We start from the raw sequence: 20,488 nt of genomic DNA, 5'->3' as shown, positions 1-20,488 counted from the left end.
AAGCTTCTGCTCGACCGGTTAGCGCAGGTTTTAGACTCGCTTTCCCACACCGTCGAACCAGTGCAGCCTGGTGGCCGGTACCAGGACTTCGAGGCCGTCACCCGGCCTGGCGGCGGCACGACCCGCTACCCTGACGACGATTCGGCCACCAGCGGCGGCGCAATAAAGGAAGCTTTCGGCACCCACCGGCTCGACCGCTTCGACGATGGCCGACAGTTTGAGGGAACCGGACGGCTTCGCTCCTTCCCCGAGGACATCGGCATCTTCCGGCCGGAAACCCAGAGTTGCTGCGTGCGCCGGCGCCGCTATACCCAGGCCCGTGCCATTGGCAAAAACCCTTTCCGCCGTGTCGGCAGGGCTGTCCGGTTTGGCGGCGATGGCGAGCAGGTTCATCGGCGGTGCGCCGATGAAGGACGCAACGAAAGTCGAGGCCGGTTTCTCGTAGATGTCCAGCGGCGCGCCCATCTGTTCGACAAGCCCGGCGTTCATGACCACAAGGATATCGGCCAACGTCATCGCTTCAAGCTGGTCATGTGTGACATAGACCGAGGTGACGCCCAGCGATCGCTGCAGGTTCTTGATCTCGACGCGCATCTGTCCGCGCAGCTTGGCGTCCAGATTGGAAAGCGGTTCGTCGAACAGGAATACTTTCGGATTGCGCACGATGGCGCGCCCCATGGCAACGCGCTGGCGCTGGCCGCCGGAAAGCTCCCGCGGCCGCCTGTCGAGCAGATGCGACAATTCCAGCACCTTGGCGGTCGAGCGCACCCGCGAATCGATCTCGTCCTTCGGCGTGCCGCGATTGCGCAGGCCGTAGGCCATGTTGTCGTAGACCTTCATGTGCGGATAGAGCGCATAGTTCTGGAACACCATGGCGATGTCGCGCTCGGTAGGCCCGACCGCATTGACCACCTTGCCGTCGATGGCGCAGGTGCCTGACGAGATCGTCTCCAGGCCGGCGATCATGCGCAGCAGCGTGGACTTGCCGCAGCCGGACGGACCGACCAGCACGCAAAGCTCCTTGTCGGGTATGGCGATCGACACGCCCTTCACCGCCTCTACCCCGCCGGGGTAGACCTTGCGCACATCCTTCAGGTCAACTGTCGCCATCTATTCTCATTTCTCCGTATCGACGAGACCGCGCACGAACCAGCGCTGCATCAGCACGACAACCAGGATCGGCGGCACGATGGCAAGGATCGCCGTCACCATCACCAGATGCCATTGCGTATCTGCATCCGCAAACGACACCATCTTCTTCAGCGCGATGACGATGGTGGTCATGTCGTTGCGGTTGGTGACCAGCAGCGGCCACAGATACTGCGTCCAGCCATAGATGAAGAGGATGACGAACAGCGCCGCTATGTTGGTGCGCGATAGCGGCAGGAGGATATCGAAGAAGAAGCGCCACGGACCCGCGCCGTCGACTCGTGCCGCCTCGACCAGCTCACCCGGAATGGTCATGAAGAACTGCCGGAACAGCAGCGTTGCCGTCGCAGAGGCAATCAGGGGAATGATCAGACCGGCATAGGTGTCGATCAGGCCGAGATCGACCATGACCTTATAGGTCGGCAGGATGCGGACTTCGACCGGCAGCATGAGCGTGATGAAGATCAGCCAGAAGATCGCCATCCGGAATGGAAACCGGAAGAACACGATGGCATAGGCCGACAGGATAGAGATCACGATCTTGCCGATCGCGATGCCCAGCGCCATCACCGTCGTGTTCCACAGCAGTGTGCCCGCGCCGACACCCCCGATACGCCCGGCGCCGCCGAACAGCGCTTCACTATAGTTGTTCCAGAACTCGCCGCCGGGAACGAGTGGCAGCGGCGGCCTGAGGATCGTCTGCAATGTCTGCGTGGACGCGACGAAGGTGTAGTAGATCGGAAAGGCGACGATCACCAGGCCGAGGATCAGGATGGCATGGGCGAGATAGATGCCGCGCGCCGACTGGCCGATCATCAGCTTGTCGTGCCCGCTCACGGGCGCTTTCGGCTCAGCCATAATGCACCTTCCTCTCCACATAGCGGAACTGGATGGCGGTAAGTGCAATGACGAGGATCATCAGGATGACCGACTGTGCGGCGGAGGAGCCAAGGATCAGATTGACGAAGCCGTCATTGTAGACCTTGTAGACCAGTGTCTCAGTCGCCTTGCCCGGCCCGCCGCCGGTGACGGCGTGCACGATGCCGAACGTGTCGAAGAAGGCATAGGTGGTGTTGATGACCAGCAGGAAGAAGGTGGTCGGCGCGAGCAGCGGGAAGACGATCGTCCAGAAACGTTTCGTCTCCCTGGCGCCGTCGATCGCGGCGGCTTCGATCAACGTTTTGGGGATCGCCTGCAGCCCGGCGACGAAGAACAGGAAGTTGTAGCTGATCTGTTTCCAGGCGGCGGCGGCGACCAGCAGGATCATCGCGTCGGTGCCGTTGAGCACCGGATCCCAGGCGATACCCATCTTGCGCAGCAGGATCGCCAGCGAACCGATCGACGGATTGAACAGGAAGAGAAACAACATGCCGGCAATCGCCGGAGCTACTGCGTAGGGCCAGATCAGAAGCGTACGATAGAAACCTTTGCTGCGCACCACCTTCTCGGCCATGACCGCCAGCAGGAGAGCCACGACCATGGCAACCGCAGCCGTGGCCACGGAGAAGACCACGGTGACCTTGATCGAGTGCAGATAGTTCGGGTCGGCCAGCACCTTCTTGAAATTGTCAAACCAGACGAATTTCGATTTCAGGCCGAAAGGATCCTCCTTCAGCATCGATTGGTACAGCGCCTGCGCCGCCGGCCAATAGAAGAAGATCAGCGTGATCGCCAGCTGCGGTGCCACCAGAAGATAAGGCAGCACCCTGTTGGGAAAGACGACGCGGGGGGTCATGCGCCACCGCGCGCTTCAAACGCCCGTTGTATCTCCACCGGCCAGGAAGCGCGGTGGAGAAGCGAGCCGATGGAGATGAGCGAACGAGGGACTGGGCGCTTCAAGCGTGTCAGTTCCCGAGCGCTTCCTTGATGGCGGCGTTGCCGCGCGAGACGGCATTGTCGAGCGCCTGCTGCGCGGTCTGCTGACCGGCCAGCATCTTCTCATATTCCTCGTTCTGGATATCGCGCACCTGCGGCAGGTTGGGCAAGCGGACACCCTTGGAATTGTCGGTCGGCGCCTTGCCCATCATCTGCAGGATCGGCGTCTCGCGACCGGGATTCTTTTCGTAGAAATCCGACTTCTTGGTCGCCTCGTAGGCAGCCAGCGTCACCGGCAGATAACCGGATTTCTGGTGCAGGAACTCCTGCACTTCGGTCTTCGACAGATAGGTGAAGAAGGCGGCCACACCCTTGTACTGTTCCTCGGACTTGCCGCCGAAAACCCACAGGCTGGCGCCGCCCGGCGTGGTGTTCTGCGGTGCGCCGGGCGCATCGCTGTCATAGGGCAACTGGCCGATGCCATAGTTCATGCCCGATTTGACGATGTCGCCGAGACCACCGGAGGATTCCGTGAGAATTCCGCATTCGCCGGCAAGGAAGAGCTGCTTGGCTTCCGAGGTGCGGCCGCCATATTTGAAGGTGCCGTCCTTGGCGAGATCGGCCAGCGCCTGGAAATGGTTGACGTAGATCGGTGCATTGATTTTCAGTTCGACGTCACCGCCGGCAAGACCGTTCTGCTGCGTCGCCCATGAGACATTGTTCCAGGCCGCGAAATTCTCGGTATGGATCCAGGTCAGCCAGGTCGAGGTGTAGCCGCAGGCAGCGGCACCGCTCGACTTGATCTTCCTGGCAGCCTCCCAGACCTCGTTCCAGGTTTTCGGCGGCTTGCTCACGTCCAGCCCCGCCTTCTGGAAAATATCCTTGTTGTAATAAAGGATCGGCGAGGAGGAATTGTAGGGGAAGGACAGCATCGTGCCGTCCGGCTTCGAATAGTAGGCGACGATCCCCGGCAGATACTGGGCCTTGTCGAATTGCGCGCCGGATTCGGTCAAAACATCCGCCACCGGCTTTACCGCGCCTTCCGCAGCCATCATCACACCGGTGCCGACATCGAACACCTGCAGGATATCGGGAGCCTGCTTCGCACGGAACGCGGCAATGCCGGCGTTCAACGCTTCCGGATAGGTGCCCTTGAACACCGGGACGATTTCGTAGTCCTTCTGGCTGGCGTTGAAGTCCTTGGCGATCTTGTCGACGACTTCGGCGTTGGCGCCGGTCATCGCATGCCACCAGCTGATCTGCGTGACGGCAAAGGCCGAGCTTGTGGCACCAAGGACGAATGTAGCGGCGACCCCGGCCGCAAGACCGCGAAACGTCATGTCTCTCTCCCGTTATCCATTGGCGAACGTGAACGTCCACGACGGGAGTATGGGGCGAATACGTTGAGCCGACAACGTTTTTGTTTCGAGTGCGACTATCGTAGCAGCGTTTCGCTTGCGACTGGCTTTCGAATTGCGCGAGAACCGTTAGCCGGCAGCTGGCTTCTTAGTTGGCCAGCGCCGCATCCATCAGCCGCTTGGCATCGTCTCCTGCCCACTCGGCCGGACCGTTCATGTGGCCGATCAGACAACCCTCACCGTCGACCAGAAGCGTGACCGGCAGGCCAAGCGCCAGCCCGCGTTTCTTAAGGTCGTTGAACACGCCCATCGACGCGTCGCGGTAGTGCGCCAGCGACTTCACGCCGATCTCGTCGAGGAAGGCCTTCGGCTTGGCATCGTCGCCGGTGTCGACATTGACCGTCATCACTTCGAACTTGTCCGAGCCCTTCTCCTTCTGCAGCGCATCGAGCGCCGGCATTTCGGCACGGCACGGCGCGCACCAGGTCGCCCAGAGGTTGACCAGAACGGTCTTGCCGGCCCGGTCGGCCAGCGTCATCGGCTTGCCGTCAGGGCCGTTGAAGGCGAGCGTCTTCAGGGACTGCGGCGGATCGGCCGGCAGGAGGGCCGCAACCTGGCCCGTCGCCGCTGCAGCCACCTTCTTGGCGCGCTCGGCCTTGGCGGTGCAGACCGTGTCATCCTTGCCCGCCGAAGCGATTGCAACGGAACCCGGCTCATTGTTGCCAGACCCGCTCTGCCTGACATATACCGCGACCGCACCGGCCAGCACGCCGGCGACGATTGCTGCCAGGATCAGCCGTGGGGCGGGAAAGAATTTCTTGCCGTCTGCCATGTCTAAAGATGTCTCCGGGAAACGGGTTATAGCGATGAGCGACAAGAAGGCCAGCAACCAGATGTGGGGCGGACGATTTGCCTCGGGCCCGGCCGCGATCATGGAAGCGATCAACGCATCCATCTCGTTCGATCGCAAGCTTTACGGACAGGACATCCGCGGCTCGCTCGCCCACAGCGAGATGCTGGCCGAAACAGGCATTATTTCGACGGACGATCAACACAAGATCGCTCACGGGCTGAACACGATTTTGAAAGAGATCGAAACCGGCCAGTTCGAGTTCTCGACCCGGCTGGAAGACATCCACATGAATGTCGAAGCGCGTCTTGCCGAGCTGATCGGACCTGCGGCCGGTCGGCTGCACACTGCGCGTTCCCGCAACGACCAGGTCGCCCTCGATTTCCGGCTCTGGGTCAAGGATGAATTCCATCGTGTGGCGGAAGCCCTGAAGGGACTGATCACCGCTTTCCTGGTGCGTGCCGAGGAACATGCCGCCACCGTGATGCCGGGCTTCACCCACCTGCAAACCGCACAACCGGTGACCTTCGGCCATCACTGCCTTGCCTATGTCGAAATGTTTGCCCGCGACCTGTCGCGCGTGCGCGACGCCATCGAGCGCATGGACGAGAGCCCGCTGGGTGCGGCGGCCCTTGCCGGTACCGGCTTCCCGATCGACCGCCACAAGACAGCCAGGGCGCTTGGTTTCCGTGAACCGACCCGCAATTCGCTCGACAGCGTTTCCGACCGCGACTACGCGCTGGAATTCCTGTCCGTGGCGGCGATCTCGGCGACTCATCTGTCGCGTCTGGCCGAGGAGATCGTCATCTGGTCGACGCCGCAATTCGGCTTCGTACGCCTGTCGGACTCCTTCTCGACCGGCTCTTCGATCATGCCACAGAAGAAGAACCCGGATGCGGCCGAACTGGTGCGCGCCAAGACCGGCCGCGTCAACGGCCATCTCATCGGCCTGCTCACCGTCATGAAAGGCCTGCCGCTGACCTATTCCAAGGACATGCAGGAAGACAAGGAAGCCGTCTTCGACGCCGCCGAAACCCTCGACCTGATGCTGGCCGCCATGACCGGCATGGTCGGCGACATGACCATCAACGTGGCCGCGATGAAGAAGGCTGCCGGCTCCGGCTATTCAACCGCCACCGACCTCGCCGACTGGCTGGTGCGCACGCTCGGCCTGCCGTTCCGTGAAGCGCATCATGTCACCGGCCGTGCGGTGGCGCTTGCCGAAGCCAACAAGGTCGGCCTGGAAAGACTGACGCTTGAAGATTTGCAGTCGATCCACGGCGGCATCACTCAGGACATCTTCTCGGTGCTGTCGGTGCAGAATTCGGTCAAGAGCCGCACCTCGTTCGGCGGCACCGCGCCATCGGAAGTGCGCAAACAGATTCGTTACTGGAAAAAGCGCCTCGCCAAGGCCTGATGCCGGGGTGCAATGCCTGACAAACTCGGCTACAAGCGACAGCTCGAAACGCACGAACGGAAGCAACGATGACGGCAGGCAGGATACTGGTGACGCTGACGGTTCTGGCGGCGGTGACGGCAGTGACGGCTTGCGGACGTCGCGCCGGGCTCGATACGCCCTACGAAGCCGCCGTACAGGCGCGCAAGGACGCCGCCAAGGCCAAGCAGCCCTTGCCGCCGGAGCCGACGAAACCGGAAACGGACAAGCCGTTCATTCTCGACAAGCTGATCCAGTAGCCTTCCGGACGATCCTCCCGTGAACCATTTCGAATATCGCGACGGCATCCTGCATGCCGAGGACGTGGCAATACCTGCAATCGCGGCAGCTGTGGGCACGCCGTTCTATTGCTATTCGACGGCGACGCTGACACGCCATTTCCGGGTCTTCTCCGAAGCCTTCGCCGAACTCGACGCGCTGGTTTGCTACTCGCCGAAGGCGAATTCCAACCAGGCGGTGCTGCGCACGCTGGCCAAGCTCGGTGCCGGCGCCGACGTGGTTTCGGAAGGGGAATTGCGCCGCGCGCTCGCGGCGGGCATTCCAGCCGACAGGATAGTCTTTTCCGGCGTCGGCAAGACGGCGCGCGAGATGGATTTTGCACTCGCCGCCGGCATTCACTGCTTCAATGTCGAATCCGAGCCGGAGCTCGAACTGCTGTCGGCGCGCGCCGTGGCGGCGGGAAAGACAGCGCCGGTGTCGCTGCGCGTCAATCCGGATGTCGACGCCAGGACACACAAGAAGATCTCCACCGGCAAGGCCGAAAACAAGTTCGGCGTGCCATGGCAGCGGGCCCGCGAGGTCTATAAGCGCATGGCCGAGTTGCCGGGCATCAAGGCAATCGGCATCGATACCCATATCGGCAGCCAGATCACCGAACTGCAACCTTTCGACGATGCCTATCGGCTGCTCGCCGAACTCGCCATGACGCTGCGCGCCGATGGTCATGCCATCGAGCACATCGATCTCGGCGGCGGCCTGGGCATCCCTTACAAGACCGACAACAACCCACCGCCATTGCCGGATGCCTATGCAGGCATCGTGAAGAAGCATGTCGGCGGACTGGGGCTGAAGGTGATCTTCGAGCCGGGCCGGCTGATCGTCGGCAACGCCGGCATCCTGGTGGCCGAGGTGATCTACCTCAAGGAGGGCGAAGCCAAGAATTTCGTCATTATCGACGCGGCGATGAACGACTTGATACGCCCGACGCTTTATGACGCGTACCATGATATTCGCCCGGTACGACTGGGGCCGGCCGACGGGCCGCGCATCCGCGCCGACGTGGTGGGTCCGGTCTGCGAAACCGGCGACTATCTGGGTCATGACCGCGACCTGCCGAAGCCGAAAAGCGGCGACCTGATTGCGATTGGTACGGCCGGAGCCTATGGCGCGACCCAGTCCAGCACCTACAACACCCGCCTTCTGGTTCCGGAAGTGCTGGTCGACGGCGATCGCTTTGCCGTCGTGCGCCCGCGCCGGACTTATGAAGATCTGATCGGCCTGGATGCAATCCCGGATTGGCTGGCCTGAACGGCCGGAAGGTCGGATTGGGTCTTCACAGGCTCGCCAGCACCATCGCCTTGACGGCGCCGATCCTGTCTTCGTCGCGCCGATGGAACATGCATTGCTTGATATGCTTGGGGTGCACCGGCCCTGACTGCGAACACGCGCATATGTTCGCCGAGTGTGGCTCGCAAGATCTTCACAGGGAGCCCAAGTGGCGTTTCTGCCGGAGTTCGGCTTAGATTCCACGTGCACGTCAACCAGATCAGGCCATGGAAGACCAATTCCTTGAGGCTGCGACAAGCGTTTCGACAGTCGCCGAAACGTAGCGGAATTTGCAAGTGCCGGGCAGGCTATTGAAGGAATTGCTGCGTGAAGCCCTTCCAGATCAGTATCGCCGATGAACAGATCGAGGACCTTAAAAAAAGAGTGCGCCAAGCGCGCTGGCCCGGTTCGATATTTCAGAGCGGAGACGAGGATGGGGTGAGCCTCGCACTCGTTCAAAAGCTCGCAACACGTTGGTCGGACGAGTTTGATTGGCGCGCGCGGGAAGCGCAATTGAACGAGCTGCCCCAATTCACCATCGATATCGACGGGCAAGACATTCATTTCATCCACAAGAAGGGCGCGGGACCGAATGCGCGACCCCTTATATTGACGCACGGCTGGCCAGGCTCCTTCGTAGAGTTCGAAAGAATAATACCACTGCTGACGGACCCGGGCTCACACGGAGGTGACCCGCTCAATGCATTTGACGTCGTGGTGCCCTCGCTTCCTGGCTTCGGCTTCTCAGCAGCGCCAAGGCAACCTGGATTTAGTGCCCGACGGGTTGCCGGACTTTGGCAGAAGCTGATGCTTCAACTTGGCTATGAGCGATATTTTGCGCAGGGTGGCGATATCGGGGCGGGCGTATCGGCCTGGCTTGCTGCTCTCTATCCGGGCTCCGTCGAAGGGGTTCACCTGAATTACATTCCCGGAAGTTTTCGACCGCCATTGGGGGCGGACTACCCGGCCATTACAAGCGAAGAACAGCAGTTCCTGGATCGGGCGACGATGTTCGCGAGCGTGGAAGGTGCCTATTCGCTGCTGCAGGCGACCAAACCGCAGACGCTTTCGTTCGCCTTGTCCGATAGTCCCGTCGGCTTGCTGGGCTGGATAGCCGAAAAATTTGCGAGTTGGTCCGACTGTGACGGCGATCTCGAGACGGTGATATCTGCAGATGCGCTGCTGACGAATGTCTCGATCTACTGGTTTGGAAACACCATCGACTCGTCCCTTCGAATGTACAAGGAAAATCGGCTGCAGCCTTTTTCGTTTCCGGGCGTCTCACGCGTAGATGTGCCGATGTCGTTCGCACATTTCCCGAAGGAACTGCCGACTCCACCGCGTTCATGGGTCGAGCGTGTATTTAATGTGCGTCGATGGACAGATATGCCGAAGGGTGGGCATTTCGCCGCGCTTGAACAGCCCGAACTTTTAGTCCGCGATATTCAAGATTCATTCCCACGGAAGTCGACCACATGACCGTGCGCTGTCGATTTCCGACTGAGAACTCTCCCGGTGGAGATGCAGATGAAAACTCGGACGCGGATCGAACCACATCGGGTGCGCGCGCCGGGCCTAAGAAGATCTGATCGGCCGGAATACGGCCCGGATTGGCTGGTGCTGCCAGCCTCACAAGCTCTCCAGCACCATGGCCTTGACCGCGCCGATTCTGTCTTCGTCGCGCTGGTAGAAAATCCATTGCTTGATGCGCTTGGAGCGCACCAGTCCTGATTGCGAAAGCACGCGCATATGCTCGCTGAGCGTGGCCGGCGTGATGCCGAGCTTGTCGGCGATCAGCAAAGCACAGACGCCATCCGCGACCAGATCGCCGTCCACCTGCGGCGGGAAATGCGCCACCGGATCCTTCAGCCAATCGAGGATTTGCAGCCGGCGCGGATTGGCGATCGCCTTGAAAATTTCAGCCTCTTGCATTTAGGCATTTTGCCAAGTTACTAATTGATGTCAACAGCCGAATGTCGGAGTTTCTCATGTCAGTCGCAACGCAGATCACGCCCGAACGCATCAGCCGGACCGAGGCGCTGATCAGGCCGCATATCAGGCGCACGCCGGTGTTGTCCGTCGACATGATCGATTTCGGCCGCACCGCCTTTCCGGTGCGGCTGAAGCTGGAATGCCTGCAGCACTCCGGCTCCTTCAAGGCGCGTGGCGCCTTCTCCAACCTGCTGCAGCGCGATGTTCCAAAAGCCGGCGTGGTCGCCGCTTCGGGCGGCAATCACGGCGCTGCCGTTGCCTATGCCGCCATGCGTCTCGGCATTCCCGCGACGATCTTCGTGCCGAGCGTGTCGCCGAAAGCCAAGACAGATCGTATTCGCGGTTATGGTGCCGAGCTGGTGATCGCCGGCGATCGCTACGCCGATGCGCTCGCCGCCAGCGAAGCCCATGTCGCCAGGACTGGTGCCATGTCGGTGCATGCCTTCGAGCAGATCGAGACACTGCTTGGCCAGGGCACACTCGGCCTCGAGATCGAACAGGATCTGCCGGATATCGACACGCTGTTGGTTGCGGTCGGTGGTGGCGGGCTGATTGGTGGAATTGCTGCCTGGCTTGACGGACGCGTGCGGGTCGTTGCCGTCGAACCTGAAGGATCACCGACGCTGCACGACGCTTTTGCAGCGGGAGAGCCCGTCGATGCACCGACAGAGGGCATAGCAGCGGACTCGCTGGCACCGAAGCGCGTCGGTTCCCTGATGTTCCCGATCGCCCAGAATTACATCGAGCGTTCGATCCTGGTCAGTGACGACGACATCGTGGCGGCACAGAAGGCCTTGTGGGATGCGGTGCGTGTTGCGACCGAACCCGGCGGAGCTGCAGCCTTCGGCGCCCTGCTCTCGGGTAAGTACCAACCGGCCCCCGGTGAGCGGGTGGCGGTACTGGTCTGCGGTGCCAACACCACTGCGGTGCAGTTCTAGTCGGACCAGAAGTCAGCAACGTTCGCAGCGACAAGATCATCATAAACATGATTTAAAACATCAAGTTTACTGGAAACCTGTCATCGACTGTGGCATGGGGAACCTGTCGGACTGAGGAACAGGCCTGCAAACCCGACATCCATGCCGCATTCGAATGGACAGCCCCATGAGCCAACTCACTGCAGAAACTCTGGTCGAAGACGACAACATCCGCATGGCGATGGAAAAATTCCATGCCGAGCATGAGGAATATGCGGTCGAGACCGGTGTCGAACATCAATGGGAATTCCAGACGCACTACGGCGCGCTGAGCGCCGTCCTGGCGGACCGCAGTGTATCGATCCGCGTCTCCGCCGAGGACGAGACATGTCTATCCTACATGAAGATGGTCGTTGCCGGTCACATCGCCGAATATCTCGGCAGCACCCGGGGCTTGCGCTGGAACGGCGACGGCGCCGAGACCGGCACGCCGGTGTTCTTCCGCGAAATCACCGTGCAGTCCTCAACCCGCATATCAACGCATATGCAGAGGGTGCGTTTCACCGGTGACAATCTCGCCCGCTTCGCCAGCGGCGGGTTGCACATGCGCCTGCTTCTGCCGCCCAGAGGCCGCAAGCCGGTCTGGCCAACGCTGGGTACCGACGGCCTGATGGTCTGGCCATCGGGTGACGATGCGCTGACCGTTCGCGTCTACACAATCCGCGCCATCGACCCTGTTGCCGGGTGGTTCGACGTCGACTTTGTCCTGCATGAAGGCGAGAACACGCCGGCCGCGACTTTCGCTGCCAACGCAAGGCCCGGCGAAGTCATCGGTTTGATCGGCCCCGGCGGCGGAGACGCATCCGACCAGCGCAACCTCCTGCTTTTCGGCGATGACACCGCGCTGCCGGCGATCGGGCGCATGCTGGACGGTCTCGCTCCGGAAAGCCGCGCGGACGTCTTCATCGAGGTCGACAGCCCAGCCGACACCTTGCCGCTGGCTGAAGGCGACAACATCAACATCACCTGGCTCTATCGGCACGGCCGCGAACCCGGCACCGCCAATCTGCTGTCGCAGACGCTGAAGGACATCGACCAGGCTTCTTTAGCCGATGACGTCTTTGTCTGGGCTGGCTGCGAATTCGGCGATTTCCGCGAACTGCGCCGGATCGTGCGCAAGGAATGGGGCCTGAAGAAGGATCGCCAGCTGATCGTCGCCTATTGGCGTCGTGGAACCTCGGGCGAGGAAGGCGTGAGAGGCGAGGATTAGGGCGTTTCCGTTTTTCACAAAAACGCCCCAATCCTTTTTGACGCAAAACCGCAACGCACGTTTGCTGTAGTTGCCCTGGCCTCGCCTCAATGCCGGTCGGAAACCAGGGAAATCGCCGGAATTGCCGCCAGCGCAATGACGCCGGCGGCGGCAAAGAAGATGCCGTAGCCGAAATGTTGCGCGGCGTAGCCGGCAATCATGCCGCCGGCCATGCCGACCAGTGCGTCCATACACTGGAACAAGGTGAAGTCCACGCCGGCCTGCTTCGGATCCGACCAGCGCATGAACTGCGCATAAAGTGCCACGAAGCCGAGCGCCATGACACCCGACGAAGCGAAGATTGCCACGACAATCAGCACGGGTTGCGGGATGCCGCCGATCAGATTGTAGCAGGCGAAGAAGAACAGGCCCGCCGCCTGCAGCGCCAGCGCCAGAACGAGTACGTTGCGCATGCCCCAGGATTTCACCAGGGCCCCGCCAAGAAGGGCAGCCGCGACACCGACAAACATCGAGCCGATGCCATTGATCAATCCCACGGCGGTCAGGTCGAGCCCTGCGTCGATCAGGAACGGCCCCAACATGCCGAGAGCCACCTTCTGGGCGATCACATAGATCGCCGCCGCCGCGAGGCCGCGCCGGATTTCCGGCCGCTTGAGCGCGGTGAGCAGTGACGGCACGTGCCCGTGCGCTTCCTCCGGCAGGATCGGCGTCGGCGCGAACAGGAACGGCAGGCCGAGCAACAGCAGCAGCGCGGCCATCGCCCAGATGCCGATCTGCCAGCCGGACACATCGACGAGCATCAAAAACAGCCCTCCGCCAAGCGCCGACCCCAGATAGGCGCCGCCGACCTGCGCGGCATTGCCCCAGCCGTGATACTCCTTGGCAAGGCTCTGCACCGCATAGCCGTCGCAGGCGATGTCGACCGTGGAAGCTGCAAACGCGACGATGATCATTAAGGCAAGCACCGGCAGGACGGCCGCCGGGCCGATCGCGCCGACCGCGAACAGGCCGATTGCTGAAACAAGGCCGCCGACCAGCACGATCGTGGCTGTACGATTGCGGCCGTTCGCCGGCAGGCGATAACGCTCCACCGCCGGCGACCACAGGAACTTCAACGCCCAGGGCAGCACGATCAGCGAAACCAGCCCAATGCGATCGAGCGGCACGCCTTCGCTGCGCATGATGGCAGGAAGACCGATCCAGGTAACGCCGCCGATCACGCTCTGGGCAATGTAAAGCCCGCCAACCGCCGTCAGCACGGCGAACGGTGATGCCGCTTTCCTCGAAACGCCGCCGTGCATCAGAACCGATACCTCATGCTGCCGAACACGGAGCGACCTTCGTCGCGATAGCAGTTGCCGGCCTGGCAGACGGTGCCCTGCTTGTTGAACAGGTTCTTGGCGTTCACCTGCAGCGTCAGGCCCTGCATCTCCGGGTTGCGATAGCCGAAGTCGTAGGACAGCGCGGCATCGACATAGGTGCGTGCGGCGTTCCTGAAGCTGTTGGTGTCGTCGCCGTAGCTTTCGCTGGAATAGCGGATACCGGCGCCGAGACCGAGCCCGGCCAGGGCATCCGCCTCGAACTTGTAGTTGCCCCAAAGCGCCAGCACGTCGTTCGGCGTCGCCGACAACTCCTTGCCGATCGTGCCGGCGGCACCCTTTTCGATCTTCATGCGCAGATGCGTGTAGGAGGCGATCAGACCAAAACCATTGTCGAAGGACGCATTTGCTTCCAGCTCGATGCCGCGCGAATTGAGATCGAGCTGGCGCTGGCGCTGGTTGCCCTGGTCGTCAAAGGTGCCGTCATAGACGAGGCCGTCCTTCTGGCTGATATCGAAATAGGCGGCACTGAGCACCGCGTTGGTGTCGGGAATCTCATATTTGACGCCGACTTCCATCTGCTCGGCCGTGGTCGCTCGCGCCACGCGGCGGATGTTGCTCACAGGGTCGTAGACGTAGCCGATATTGGGCGAGAACGAGGTCGAGTAATTCGCATAGGGAATGATGCCCCAGTCCGTGCGGTAGGACAGGCCGAGCCGCCAGGAGAAATCGCGGTCGCGCTGTTTTGTCCTGTTGTACTCGGCATCCGTGGAAGCGGTATCAACCCAGTCATAGCGGCCCGAGGCGAACAGGGTGAAGTTGTTCCATTCCATCTGGTCATGCAGATAGGCGCCGGTCTGGTTCAGTTCCTGTCCCCGCGTGAAGGGCACCGGCTGTTTGGCGATGTCCGCGGCCGAGACATATGAGACCGCACTGTGGGAGCCATATTGCGCCCAGCTGTAGTCAAGACCGGCAACGGCGGCGTGTTTGATTGGCCCGGTGTCGAAGGTGAACTGCGCCATGTTGTCGACGACGAAGTTCTTCATGTCTTCGCGATAATGCCCCCAATACCTCTTCAGCGGCTGGTTTGGTGCCGGCGCGTAATGAAGGCTGTATTCCATGTCGGTGTCGACGGCGTTGTAGCGAAGGTTCTGCCGCACCGTGAGCAGATCGTTGAAACGGTGTTCGAACTCGTAGCCGACACGGCCCTGGTTCTGACGGAAATCGTTCCAGGCGGGGTCGCCTTCATAGAGATCGGAACGCACGCCATAGGAAGGATTGTAGAAGGACGCCGTGCCGCCGGTGACGGAGCGCGACAGCTCGCCGAGGATGGTGAGTTTGGTGTCTTCATCGGGCTTGAAGGTAAAGGCCGGCGCAAAATAGGCCTTGTCGTCGGGATAGCCCGGCAATTCCGTCCCGCTTTTGCGGGCAAGACCGGTGAAGCGATAAAGCAGGGTCTTGTCTTCGTTCGCCGGGCCGGTGATGTCAAACGCGCCCTGGTAGCGATTGTATTCGCCTCCGAGCACTTCGATCTCGCGGAAATTCTCGTCCTTGGGGCGCTTGGTGATGACGTTGACGATGCCACCTGGGCCGCTGACGCCATAGAGTGAAGACGCAGGCCCCTTCAGGATGGTGACACCTTCGATGCCATACGGCTCGGTCTTGAACCAGGCCGATGGGCCGTTGTACTGGCGCAGTCCATCGCGGAACATGCCGTTGTAGTAGGCCTGGAAGCCACGCAGGAAAAAGGCATCGTAGCGGCTGTCGGAACCATAGGCGTTGGGGTTGGCGCTCGCCGTGTAGTTGAGCGCCTCATTGAGTGACCGCGGCTTCTGGTCTTCGATCTGGTCTTGCGTGATGACGGTGATCGCCTGCGGGATCTGCACGATCGGCGTATCGACCTTCGTGCCGTCGCGGTCCTGTTTGGCGACGTAGCCATTCTGTTTCAGCGTGTCGCCACTCTCTGATTCGAGGGTGATTTTCTCAAGCAGGGTACCATTGCCGTCCTGGGCTTCCGCAGCTGACAACGGCAAGAGCCAGAGCGCGCTTCCGAGCGCTAAGATCTCGAGCCGGCGAACCAGTGACTGCGACCCCATGCTTGTCTCCTTTTTTCGAGTGCAGTCCCGCCTCACAAATATGACTATTTGAGTCAAGTATAGTCTGTGAATTTTGCGATCGCATTTTTATCGTGTGGCGATAGTGCCACGGCCCAAGCTGAAGCGGACGACAACGTGAACGGGCTTTTCGCGATGCCGCCTCGCCTTTGCCGTGTTTGCTGCTATGATTTTGAATCGTGAGGCCGCGCCATTCTGGCCGGCTTTCCGGAGAGCCGATGACAGAGCGACCCACATCCGGCACCGAGCGCAACCTGGCGGCGCGGCTGGCTGCCAGCAGGCTGGCGACGCGTGCCGTCATGGTGGTGGAACGCGGCTGGCCGCTGCTCCTGCCTTTCCTGCTCGTTGTCGCATTGTTCCTGTCCGTGACCTGGCTCGGCCTGTTCGCGCGACTGCCGGATATGGCCCGTTTTGCCGTTGTCGCCGTGTTCGGTGGCGCAGCGCTTGCCGCACTTTATCCGTTGCGTTTCTTCTGCCTGCCGACGGCATCCGAGATCGACACCCGTATCGAGGCTGCCAATGCGCTGCTTCACAGCCCGTTGCGCGTCCAGACCGATAGGCCTGGCGGCGAAGCCGGTGAGTTTGCGCAGGCGCTGTGGCGCGAGCATCAGAAGCGCATGGCTGCCAGGCTTGGTTCGCTGGGCACCGACCTCCCCTCCACGGGTGTAGCCCGACGTGACCCCTGGGCTGTTCGCGCGGTTGTCGCCCTGCTGCTGGTGGTTTCCCTGGCGTTTTCTTATGGCCCGCAGGGCGGCCGCATCAGCGATGCATTCAGCGCCGCAGGCACGCGTGATGCCGTGCCGCCGCGCATCGACGCCTGGGTGACACCGCCCGGCTACACGGGCAAGCCGCCGATCTTCCTGAGTACCGACGCCACCCGCAAGGACGGGACTTTCACGGTGCCACAAGGCAGTGACGTGACCGTGCGCATCACCGGCGGCGCGAATGACGAAACGGTTGTCTACGAGGCAAGCGGCAGCAGCCGCGAGATCAAGGCCGATGCCCCGGCCAAGACGGACGCCGCCGCCAGCAATCCCGCGCCGGCGAATGCGGTGCACCAGTTCAACGGCAAGCTCATCACGGACGGTGCGCTTGTGCTGAAATCCGGCAATGATGAGCTGGGGCGTTGGGCATTCGCCGTAACTCCGGATGTTGCGCCACAGATCCGCTTCGCCGGCGAACCGCGCCGCGCTGCCAACGGCACCGCGGAAATCAACTACCAGATCGACGACGACTATGGTCCGGCAAAAGCACTTGCGGAGTTCAAGCTGGCCGAACAGCAGGCGCCAGATGCGCGCCCGCTCTACGGCGCACCCGAGATGCCGCTGGCACTGCCGCGGCGCGGCGCCAAGAACAACGCGGCACGCACCACCAAGGACCTGACCGAGCATGTCTGGGCGGGTGCCAGCGTGAAGGTGACGCTGGAGGCGACGGACGGCGCCGGCCAGACCGCCCGCAGTGAGACCAAGACCTGGACACTACCGGAAAGACCCTTCGCCAATCCGCTCGCGCGGGCCGTCATCGAGCAGCGCCGGCTGCTTGCGCTCGACGCCAACGCCAGGCCGCGGGTCCTCGACCTGATGGATGCAATCACGCTCCGTCCGGAGGACACGTTCGATTCCATGTCGAACTACCTTGGATTGATGAGCGCCCGCAGCCGGCTGAAACTTGCCGGCACCGATGACGAGTTGCGTGGTGTCGTCTCCTATCTGTGGGACCTGGCGCTCGGCATTGAGAATGGCAGCCTGTCGAACGCCGAGAAGCGGCTGCGTCAGGCGCAGCAGGCCCTGCAGGACGCGCTGCAGAATGGCGCCAGCGACGAGGAGATCGACAAGCTCATGAAGGAGCTGCGCCAGGCAATGGCCGATTTCATGCGCGAACTGGCGCAACGCAATCCGCAGGGCAAGGAGCAGCCGCTGCCCGACGATGCACGCGTCCTCAGTGAAAACGACCTCAAGCGCATGATGGACCAGATCGAGGATCTGGCGAAATCCGGCGATCGCGACAAGGCACAGCAACTGCTGTCCGAGTTGCAGGACATGATGAACAATCTGCGCACGGCCCGCCGCCAGAACCAGGGCCAGCAGAACAGCGAAATGCGCCAGCAGATGGACAAGCTCGGCGAGATCATGCGTCGCCAGCAGGAGATGATGAACGAGACCTATCGTACCGACCGCCAGCAGCGCAGGCAGGATGGTGAGGAAGGGACCGACCAGGAGATGCCCGGCCAGCAGGGCCAGCGGCGACCTGACAGCAATGAAGGCCAGCAGAACGGTGCCGGTGGCGACAAGCCGATGACACCGGAAGAATTCGCCGATGCGCTGAAACAATTGCAGGAAGGCCAAGGCAAACTCAAGAACGATCTGGACAAGCTGAAGAAGGATCTGGAAGGCATGGGCATGGAGCCGAACGAAGGCTTCGGCGAAGCCGGCCGGTCCATGGGCGATGCGGAACAATCCCTGGGCGGCGGCGAGAGCGGCGCGGCCGTCGGACAGCAAGGTCGTGCCCTGGAGGCGCTGCGACGCGGCGCCAAAGACATGATGCAGCAATTGCAGGCGATGCAAGGCGACGACGGCAACGCCCAAAGTCGTCGTGATCGCGGCAGCAGCCGCGATCCGCTCGACAGGCCGACGAGGTCCGATGGCCCGGACGAAAACAGCTCGGTGAAGGTTCCCGACCAGATCGATATGCAACGCGCCCGCGAGATATTGGACGCGATCCGCAAACGCCTCGGCAATGCGCTGAGCCCGGACATCGAGCGCAGTTATCTGGAGCGGTTGCTCAACCTCAAATAGGCGCAATCTCGGCCAACGGCCGAGCGATCAGCCTTTGGCGGCAACACCCAGTTCGGCCAGACGCTTGATGGCGGTTGGCGGCAGTTGCGGCGGGTTGTCCGACCTCGCTGCTTCGATCAGGAATTCGTCGCAGGCTGTTTCCGTCTCGTCGATCAGACGGCGCATGAATTCTTCCCTGTCCAGGCCCGGCGGGATGGGCGGCAGGAAGCGTGCCTTGATCGTGCCCGGAAAGCGCAGGAATTTGCGGCGCGGCCAGTAAAGACCGGCGACATGGGCGACCGGCACGACAGGCACGCCGAGCTGCGAATAAAGTTCGACGATACCGTATTTGTAGGCGGGCTCGTCACCCGGCGCGCGACGCGTGCCTTCGGGATAGATGATCAACTGGCGCGGATTGCGAGCCAGTTCCGCCCTGGTGGCGGCAATAACGGCCTTCAGTGCTTTCGAGCGGCTGCCGCGATCGACCGGGATCATACGCATCTTCATGATGTACCAGCCGAAGAAGGGTATCCAGGTCAGCTCACGCTTCAGGATGTAGAGCGGATCGTTGAGATAAGGGAAGAACGCTATGGTGTCCCAGAAAGACTGGTGCTTGGGCGCCAGGATGAAGGAACCCTCAGGCAGGTTTTCCGTGCCCGTGATCTCGCTGTCGGTCCCGCCAATGACCTTGTAGAGCCACATGCTGGTGCGCGACCAGAACTTCGGCACGAACCAGGCGCGAGCGCGCGGCGACAGGAAATAATAGGGTGTCCACAGGATCATCTGAACGATGAGGCTGAGGTAGAAGACGAAGTTGAACGCCAGCGAGCGGATGTAGAGCATTCGGGAAGCCTGATGAGGAAGCGCGTGTTCGTTACACCATGAATGCGCAAAAAGGAATGACAGCACGGTTTGCCAGGCGTGGGCGCAAACCAAAGGTCGGCGAAGCCGGAAGCTGCGGGCTCTTGTGAACAACGGTCATGCAGATGAAACGAAGCTTGTCGGTCTTCAGATGCCGAGCCCTGCCAGGCGGGCCTTCAGCCGTGGCGCCGCGAAATCCAGGAAAGCGCGCAGTTTGAGCGGCAGCAAGCCACGTCCGGCATGGACAAGGCTGACCGGCCAGGGTTCGGGTTCGAAATCCTCCAGGATCAGCTTCAACGCCCCTGTGCGCACCGCGTCCGCCACCTGATAGGAGAGCACCCTGGCGATGCCCACGCCGGCGGTCGCCGCGTCGATGGCAGCTTCGGCCGTGTTGATCGTCAGCCGCGACCGCACCGGCACGGCGATCTCCTTTTGACCCTCCATGAATGTCCACGCCGCCGGCAGCGCCAGACGCTCCACGGTCACGCAGTGATGGCTGCTCAGCTCCTGCAACGTCCGGGGTTCGCCATGAGCCTGGAGATAGGTCGAGCTGGCGCAGGCGACGCGGCGGATCGCCCCCACCCTGACCGCGACCATACTGGAATCCGGCAAGTGTCCGATACGCACCGCAAGGTCGATATGCTCCTCGACAAGCCGCCGCAACGTGTCGGACTGCGTCAACCTGATGTCGACCTCCGGATAAGTGGCAAGGAAATCCACCACCACCGGCAGCACATGAAGGCGGCCGAAAACGATGGGCGCGGTCACCACCAGTTCGCCGCGCGCCTGGCTGTATTCTCCGGCGGCGGACTGTTCGGCCTCCTCGATCTCTTCGAGGATGCGGCGGCAGGCAGCGAGATAGGTGCGCCCCGCTTCGGTAAGCTCTAGCCGGCGGGTGGAGCGATTGAGCAACCGTGTTCCAAGGTACTTTTCGAGATCGGAAAGCTTGCGGCTGACGGTCGCCAGAGGCATGCCAAGAACGCGGCCAGCTGCCGACAGGCTGCCGGCTTCAGCCACAGTCACGAACAACGCCATCGAACCCAGTCGATCCATCATTCTTCCAATATC

Annotated in this window: 17 protein-coding genes; 7 read left to right on the top strand and 10 right to left on the bottom strand. The window is 61.8% G+C overall.

All coding sequences use genetic code 11. The annotated features are described in order from the left end of the window. Positions 1-30 precede the first annotated feature (30 nt). The 5 genes from ugpC to ACFJIU_RS29615 form a co-directional block, all read right to left on the bottom strand. Complete coding sequence (gene ugpC / locus ACFJIU_RS29635; RefSeq protein WP_379066037.1) at positions 31-1,110, bottom strand: sn-glycerol-3-phosphate ABC transporter ATP-binding protein UgpC; 1,080 nt, start codon at positions 1,108-1,110, stop codon at positions 31-33. A 6-nt stretch (positions 1,111-1,116) separates the two neighbouring features. Next, positions 1,117-1,965 carry a sn-glycerol-3-phosphate ABC transporter permease UgpE gene (gene ugpE / locus ACFJIU_RS29630; RefSeq protein ID WP_379073269.1) on the bottom strand — a complete coding sequence of 283 codons (849 nt, stop codon included), beginning with the start codon at positions 1,963-1,965 and terminating at the stop codon, positions 1,117-1,119. A 34-nt stretch (positions 1,966-1,999) separates the two neighbouring features. After that, positions 2,000-2,884 (bottom strand): sn-glycerol-3-phosphate ABC transporter permease UgpA, encoded by an 885-nt coding sequence (gene ugpA, locus ACFJIU_RS29625; RefSeq protein WP_379066035.1) that lies wholly within the window; start codon positions 2,882-2,884, stop codon positions 2,000-2,002. Between the two features lie 109 nt (positions 2,885-2,993). Continuing rightward, a complete protein-coding gene (gene ugpB / locus ACFJIU_RS29620; RefSeq protein ID WP_379066033.1) occupies positions 2,994-4,304 on the bottom strand; it encodes a sn-glycerol-3-phosphate ABC transporter substrate-binding protein UgpB in 1,311 nt (436 codons plus the stop codon). A 166-nt stretch (positions 4,305-4,470) separates the two neighbouring features. Then, complete coding sequence (locus ACFJIU_RS29615) at positions 4,471-5,154, bottom strand: TlpA disulfide reductase family protein (RefSeq protein WP_379066031.1); 684 nt, start codon at positions 5,152-5,154, stop codon at positions 4,471-4,473. Between the two features lie 34 nt (positions 5,155-5,188). Here ACFJIU_RS29615 and argH point away from each other — a divergent pair, with 34 nt between their 5' ends. The 4 genes from argH (at position 5,189) to ACFJIU_RS29595 (ending at position 9,652) form a co-directional block, all read left to right on the top strand. Continuing rightward, complete coding sequence (gene argH / locus ACFJIU_RS29610; protein ID WP_379066029.1) at positions 5,189-6,589, top strand: argininosuccinate lyase; 1,401 nt, start codon at positions 5,189-5,191, stop codon at positions 6,587-6,589. A gap of 68 nt (positions 6,590-6,657) precedes the next feature. Beyond that, entirely contained in the window at positions 6,658-6,867 is a 210-nt protein-coding gene (locus ACFJIU_RS29605) for a hypothetical protein (RefSeq protein ID WP_054313747.1), read from the top strand. 19 nt (positions 6,868-6,886) lie between these two features. Further along, entirely contained in the window at positions 6,887-8,155 is a 1,269-nt protein-coding gene (lysA, locus tag ACFJIU_RS29600; protein WP_379066027.1) for a diaminopimelate decarboxylase, read from the top strand. 345 nt (positions 8,156-8,500) lie between these two features. Continuing rightward, entirely contained in the window at positions 8,501-9,652 is a 1,152-nt protein-coding gene (locus ACFJIU_RS29595) for an epoxide hydrolase family protein (RefSeq protein WP_379066025.1), read from the top strand. A gap of 150 nt (positions 9,653-9,802) precedes the next feature. Here ACFJIU_RS29595 and ACFJIU_RS29590 read toward each other — a convergent pair whose 3' ends face one another. Next, complete coding sequence (locus ACFJIU_RS29590) at positions 9,803-10,105, bottom strand: ArsR/SmtB family transcription factor (protein ID WP_379066023.1); 303 nt, start codon at positions 10,103-10,105, stop codon at positions 9,803-9,805. A gap of 56 nt (positions 10,106-10,161) precedes the next feature. On the opposite strand from ACFJIU_RS29590, the gene ACFJIU_RS29585 reads away from it, so the two are divergent. Both ACFJIU_RS29585 and ACFJIU_RS29580 read left to right on the top strand, forming a co-directional pair. Then, positions 10,162-11,103 carry a threonine/serine dehydratase gene (locus ACFJIU_RS29585; protein ID WP_379066021.1) on the top strand — a complete coding sequence of 314 codons (942 nt, stop codon included), beginning with the start codon at positions 10,162-10,164 and terminating at the stop codon, positions 11,101-11,103. A 166-nt stretch (positions 11,104-11,269) separates the two neighbouring features. Further along, positions 11,270-12,352, top strand: coding sequence for a siderophore-interacting protein (locus tag ACFJIU_RS29580; protein WP_379066019.1), 1,083 nt, complete (start codon positions 11,270-11,272; stop codon positions 12,350-12,352). An 86-nt stretch (positions 12,353-12,438) separates the two neighbouring features. On the opposite strand, the gene ACFJIU_RS29575 is transcribed toward ACFJIU_RS29580, so the two are convergent. Next, positions 12,439-13,653, bottom strand: a complete 1,215-nt coding sequence (locus ACFJIU_RS29575; protein ID WP_379066017.1) for an MFS transporter — start codon at positions 13,651-13,653, stop codon at positions 12,439-12,441. Next, positions 13,653-15,767, bottom strand: a complete 2,115-nt coding sequence (locus ACFJIU_RS29570) for a TonB-dependent siderophore receptor (protein WP_379066015.1) — start codon at positions 15,765-15,767, stop codon at positions 13,653-13,655. Before ACFJIU_RS29570 ends, ACFJIU_RS29575 begins: the two co-directional genes overlap by 1 nt. A 236-nt stretch (positions 15,768-16,003) precedes the next feature. On the opposite strand from ACFJIU_RS29570, the gene ACFJIU_RS29565 reads away from it, so the two are divergent. Beyond that, positions 16,004-18,580, top strand: a complete 2,577-nt coding sequence (locus ACFJIU_RS29565; RefSeq protein WP_379066013.1) for a TIGR02302 family protein — start codon at positions 16,004-16,006, stop codon at positions 18,578-18,580. 27 nt (positions 18,581-18,607) lie between these two features. On the opposite strand, the gene ACFJIU_RS29560 is transcribed toward ACFJIU_RS29565, so the two are convergent. Further along, positions 18,608-19,402, bottom strand: coding sequence for a lysophospholipid acyltransferase family protein (locus ACFJIU_RS29560; protein WP_379066011.1), 795 nt, complete (start codon positions 19,400-19,402; stop codon positions 18,608-18,610). Between the two features lie 165 nt (positions 19,403-19,567). Next, positions 19,568-20,473, bottom strand: coding sequence for a LysR substrate-binding domain-containing protein (locus tag ACFJIU_RS29555; RefSeq protein ID WP_379073268.1), 906 nt, complete (start codon positions 20,471-20,473; stop codon positions 19,568-19,570). Between the last annotated feature and the right edge of the window lie 15 nt (positions 20,474-20,488).

It is taken from the genome of Mesorhizobium sp. UC74_2 (assembly GCF_042701485.1).
Classification (GTDB): domain Bacteria; phylum Pseudomonadota; class Alphaproteobacteria; order Rhizobiales; family Rhizobiaceae; genus Mesorhizobium.
Note: the sequence above shows the minus strand (reverse complement) of the source record. Positions and strands in the feature narration are given on the sequence as shown.

Coding starts and splice junctions, on each gene's coding strand:
- ugpC (WP_379066037.1), bottom strand. CDS start 1,110: ATGGCGACAGTTGACCTGAAGGATGTGCGCAAGGTCTACCCCGGCGGG.
- ugpE (WP_379073269.1), bottom strand. CDS start 1,965: ATGATCGGCCAGTCGGCGCGCGGCATCTATCTCGCCCATGCCATCCTG.
- ugpA (WP_379066035.1), bottom strand. CDS start 2,884: ATGACCCCCCGCGTCGTCTTTCCCAACAGGGTGCTGCCTTATCTTCTG.
- ugpB (WP_379066033.1), bottom strand. CDS start 4,304: ATGACGTTTCGCGGTCTTGCGGCCGGGGTCGCCGCTACATTCGTCCTT.
- ACFJIU_RS29615 (WP_379066031.1), bottom strand. CDS start 5,154: ATGGCAGACGGCAAGAAATTCTTTCCCGCCCCACGGCTGATCCTGGCA.
- argH (WP_379066029.1), top strand. CDS start 5,189: ATGAGCGACAAGAAGGCCAGCAACCAGATGTGGGGCGGACGATTTGCC.
- ACFJIU_RS29605 (WP_054313747.1), top strand. CDS start 6,658: ATGACGGCAGGCAGGATACTGGTGACGCTGACGGTTCTGGCGGCGGTG.
- ACFJIU_RS29590 (WP_379066023.1), bottom strand. CDS start 10,105: ATGCAAGAGGCTGAAATTTTCAAGGCGATCGCCAATCCGCGCCGGCTG.
- ACFJIU_RS29585 (WP_379066021.1), top strand. CDS start 10,162: ATGTCAGTCGCAACGCAGATCACGCCCGAACGCATCAGCCGGACCGAG.
- ACFJIU_RS29580 (WP_379066019.1), top strand. CDS start 11,270: ATGAGCCAACTCACTGCAGAAACTCTGGTCGAAGACGACAACATCCGC.
- ACFJIU_RS29575 (WP_379066017.1), bottom strand. CDS start 13,653: ATGCACGGCGGCGTTTCGAGGAAAGCGGCATCACCGTTCGCCGTGCTG.
- ACFJIU_RS29570 (WP_379066015.1), bottom strand. CDS start 15,767: ATGGGGTCGCAGTCACTGGTTCGCCGGCTCGAGATCTTAGCGCTCGGA.
- ACFJIU_RS29565 (WP_379066013.1), top strand. CDS start 16,004: ATGACAGAGCGACCCACATCCGGCACCGAGCGCAACCTGGCGGCGCGG.
- ACFJIU_RS29560 (WP_379066011.1), bottom strand. CDS start 19,402: ATGCTCTACATCCGCTCGCTGGCGTTCAACTTCGTCTTCTACCTCAGC.
- ACFJIU_RS29555 (WP_379073268.1), bottom strand. CDS start 20,473: ATGGATCGACTGGGTTCGATGGCGTTGTTCGTGACTGTGGCTGAAGCC.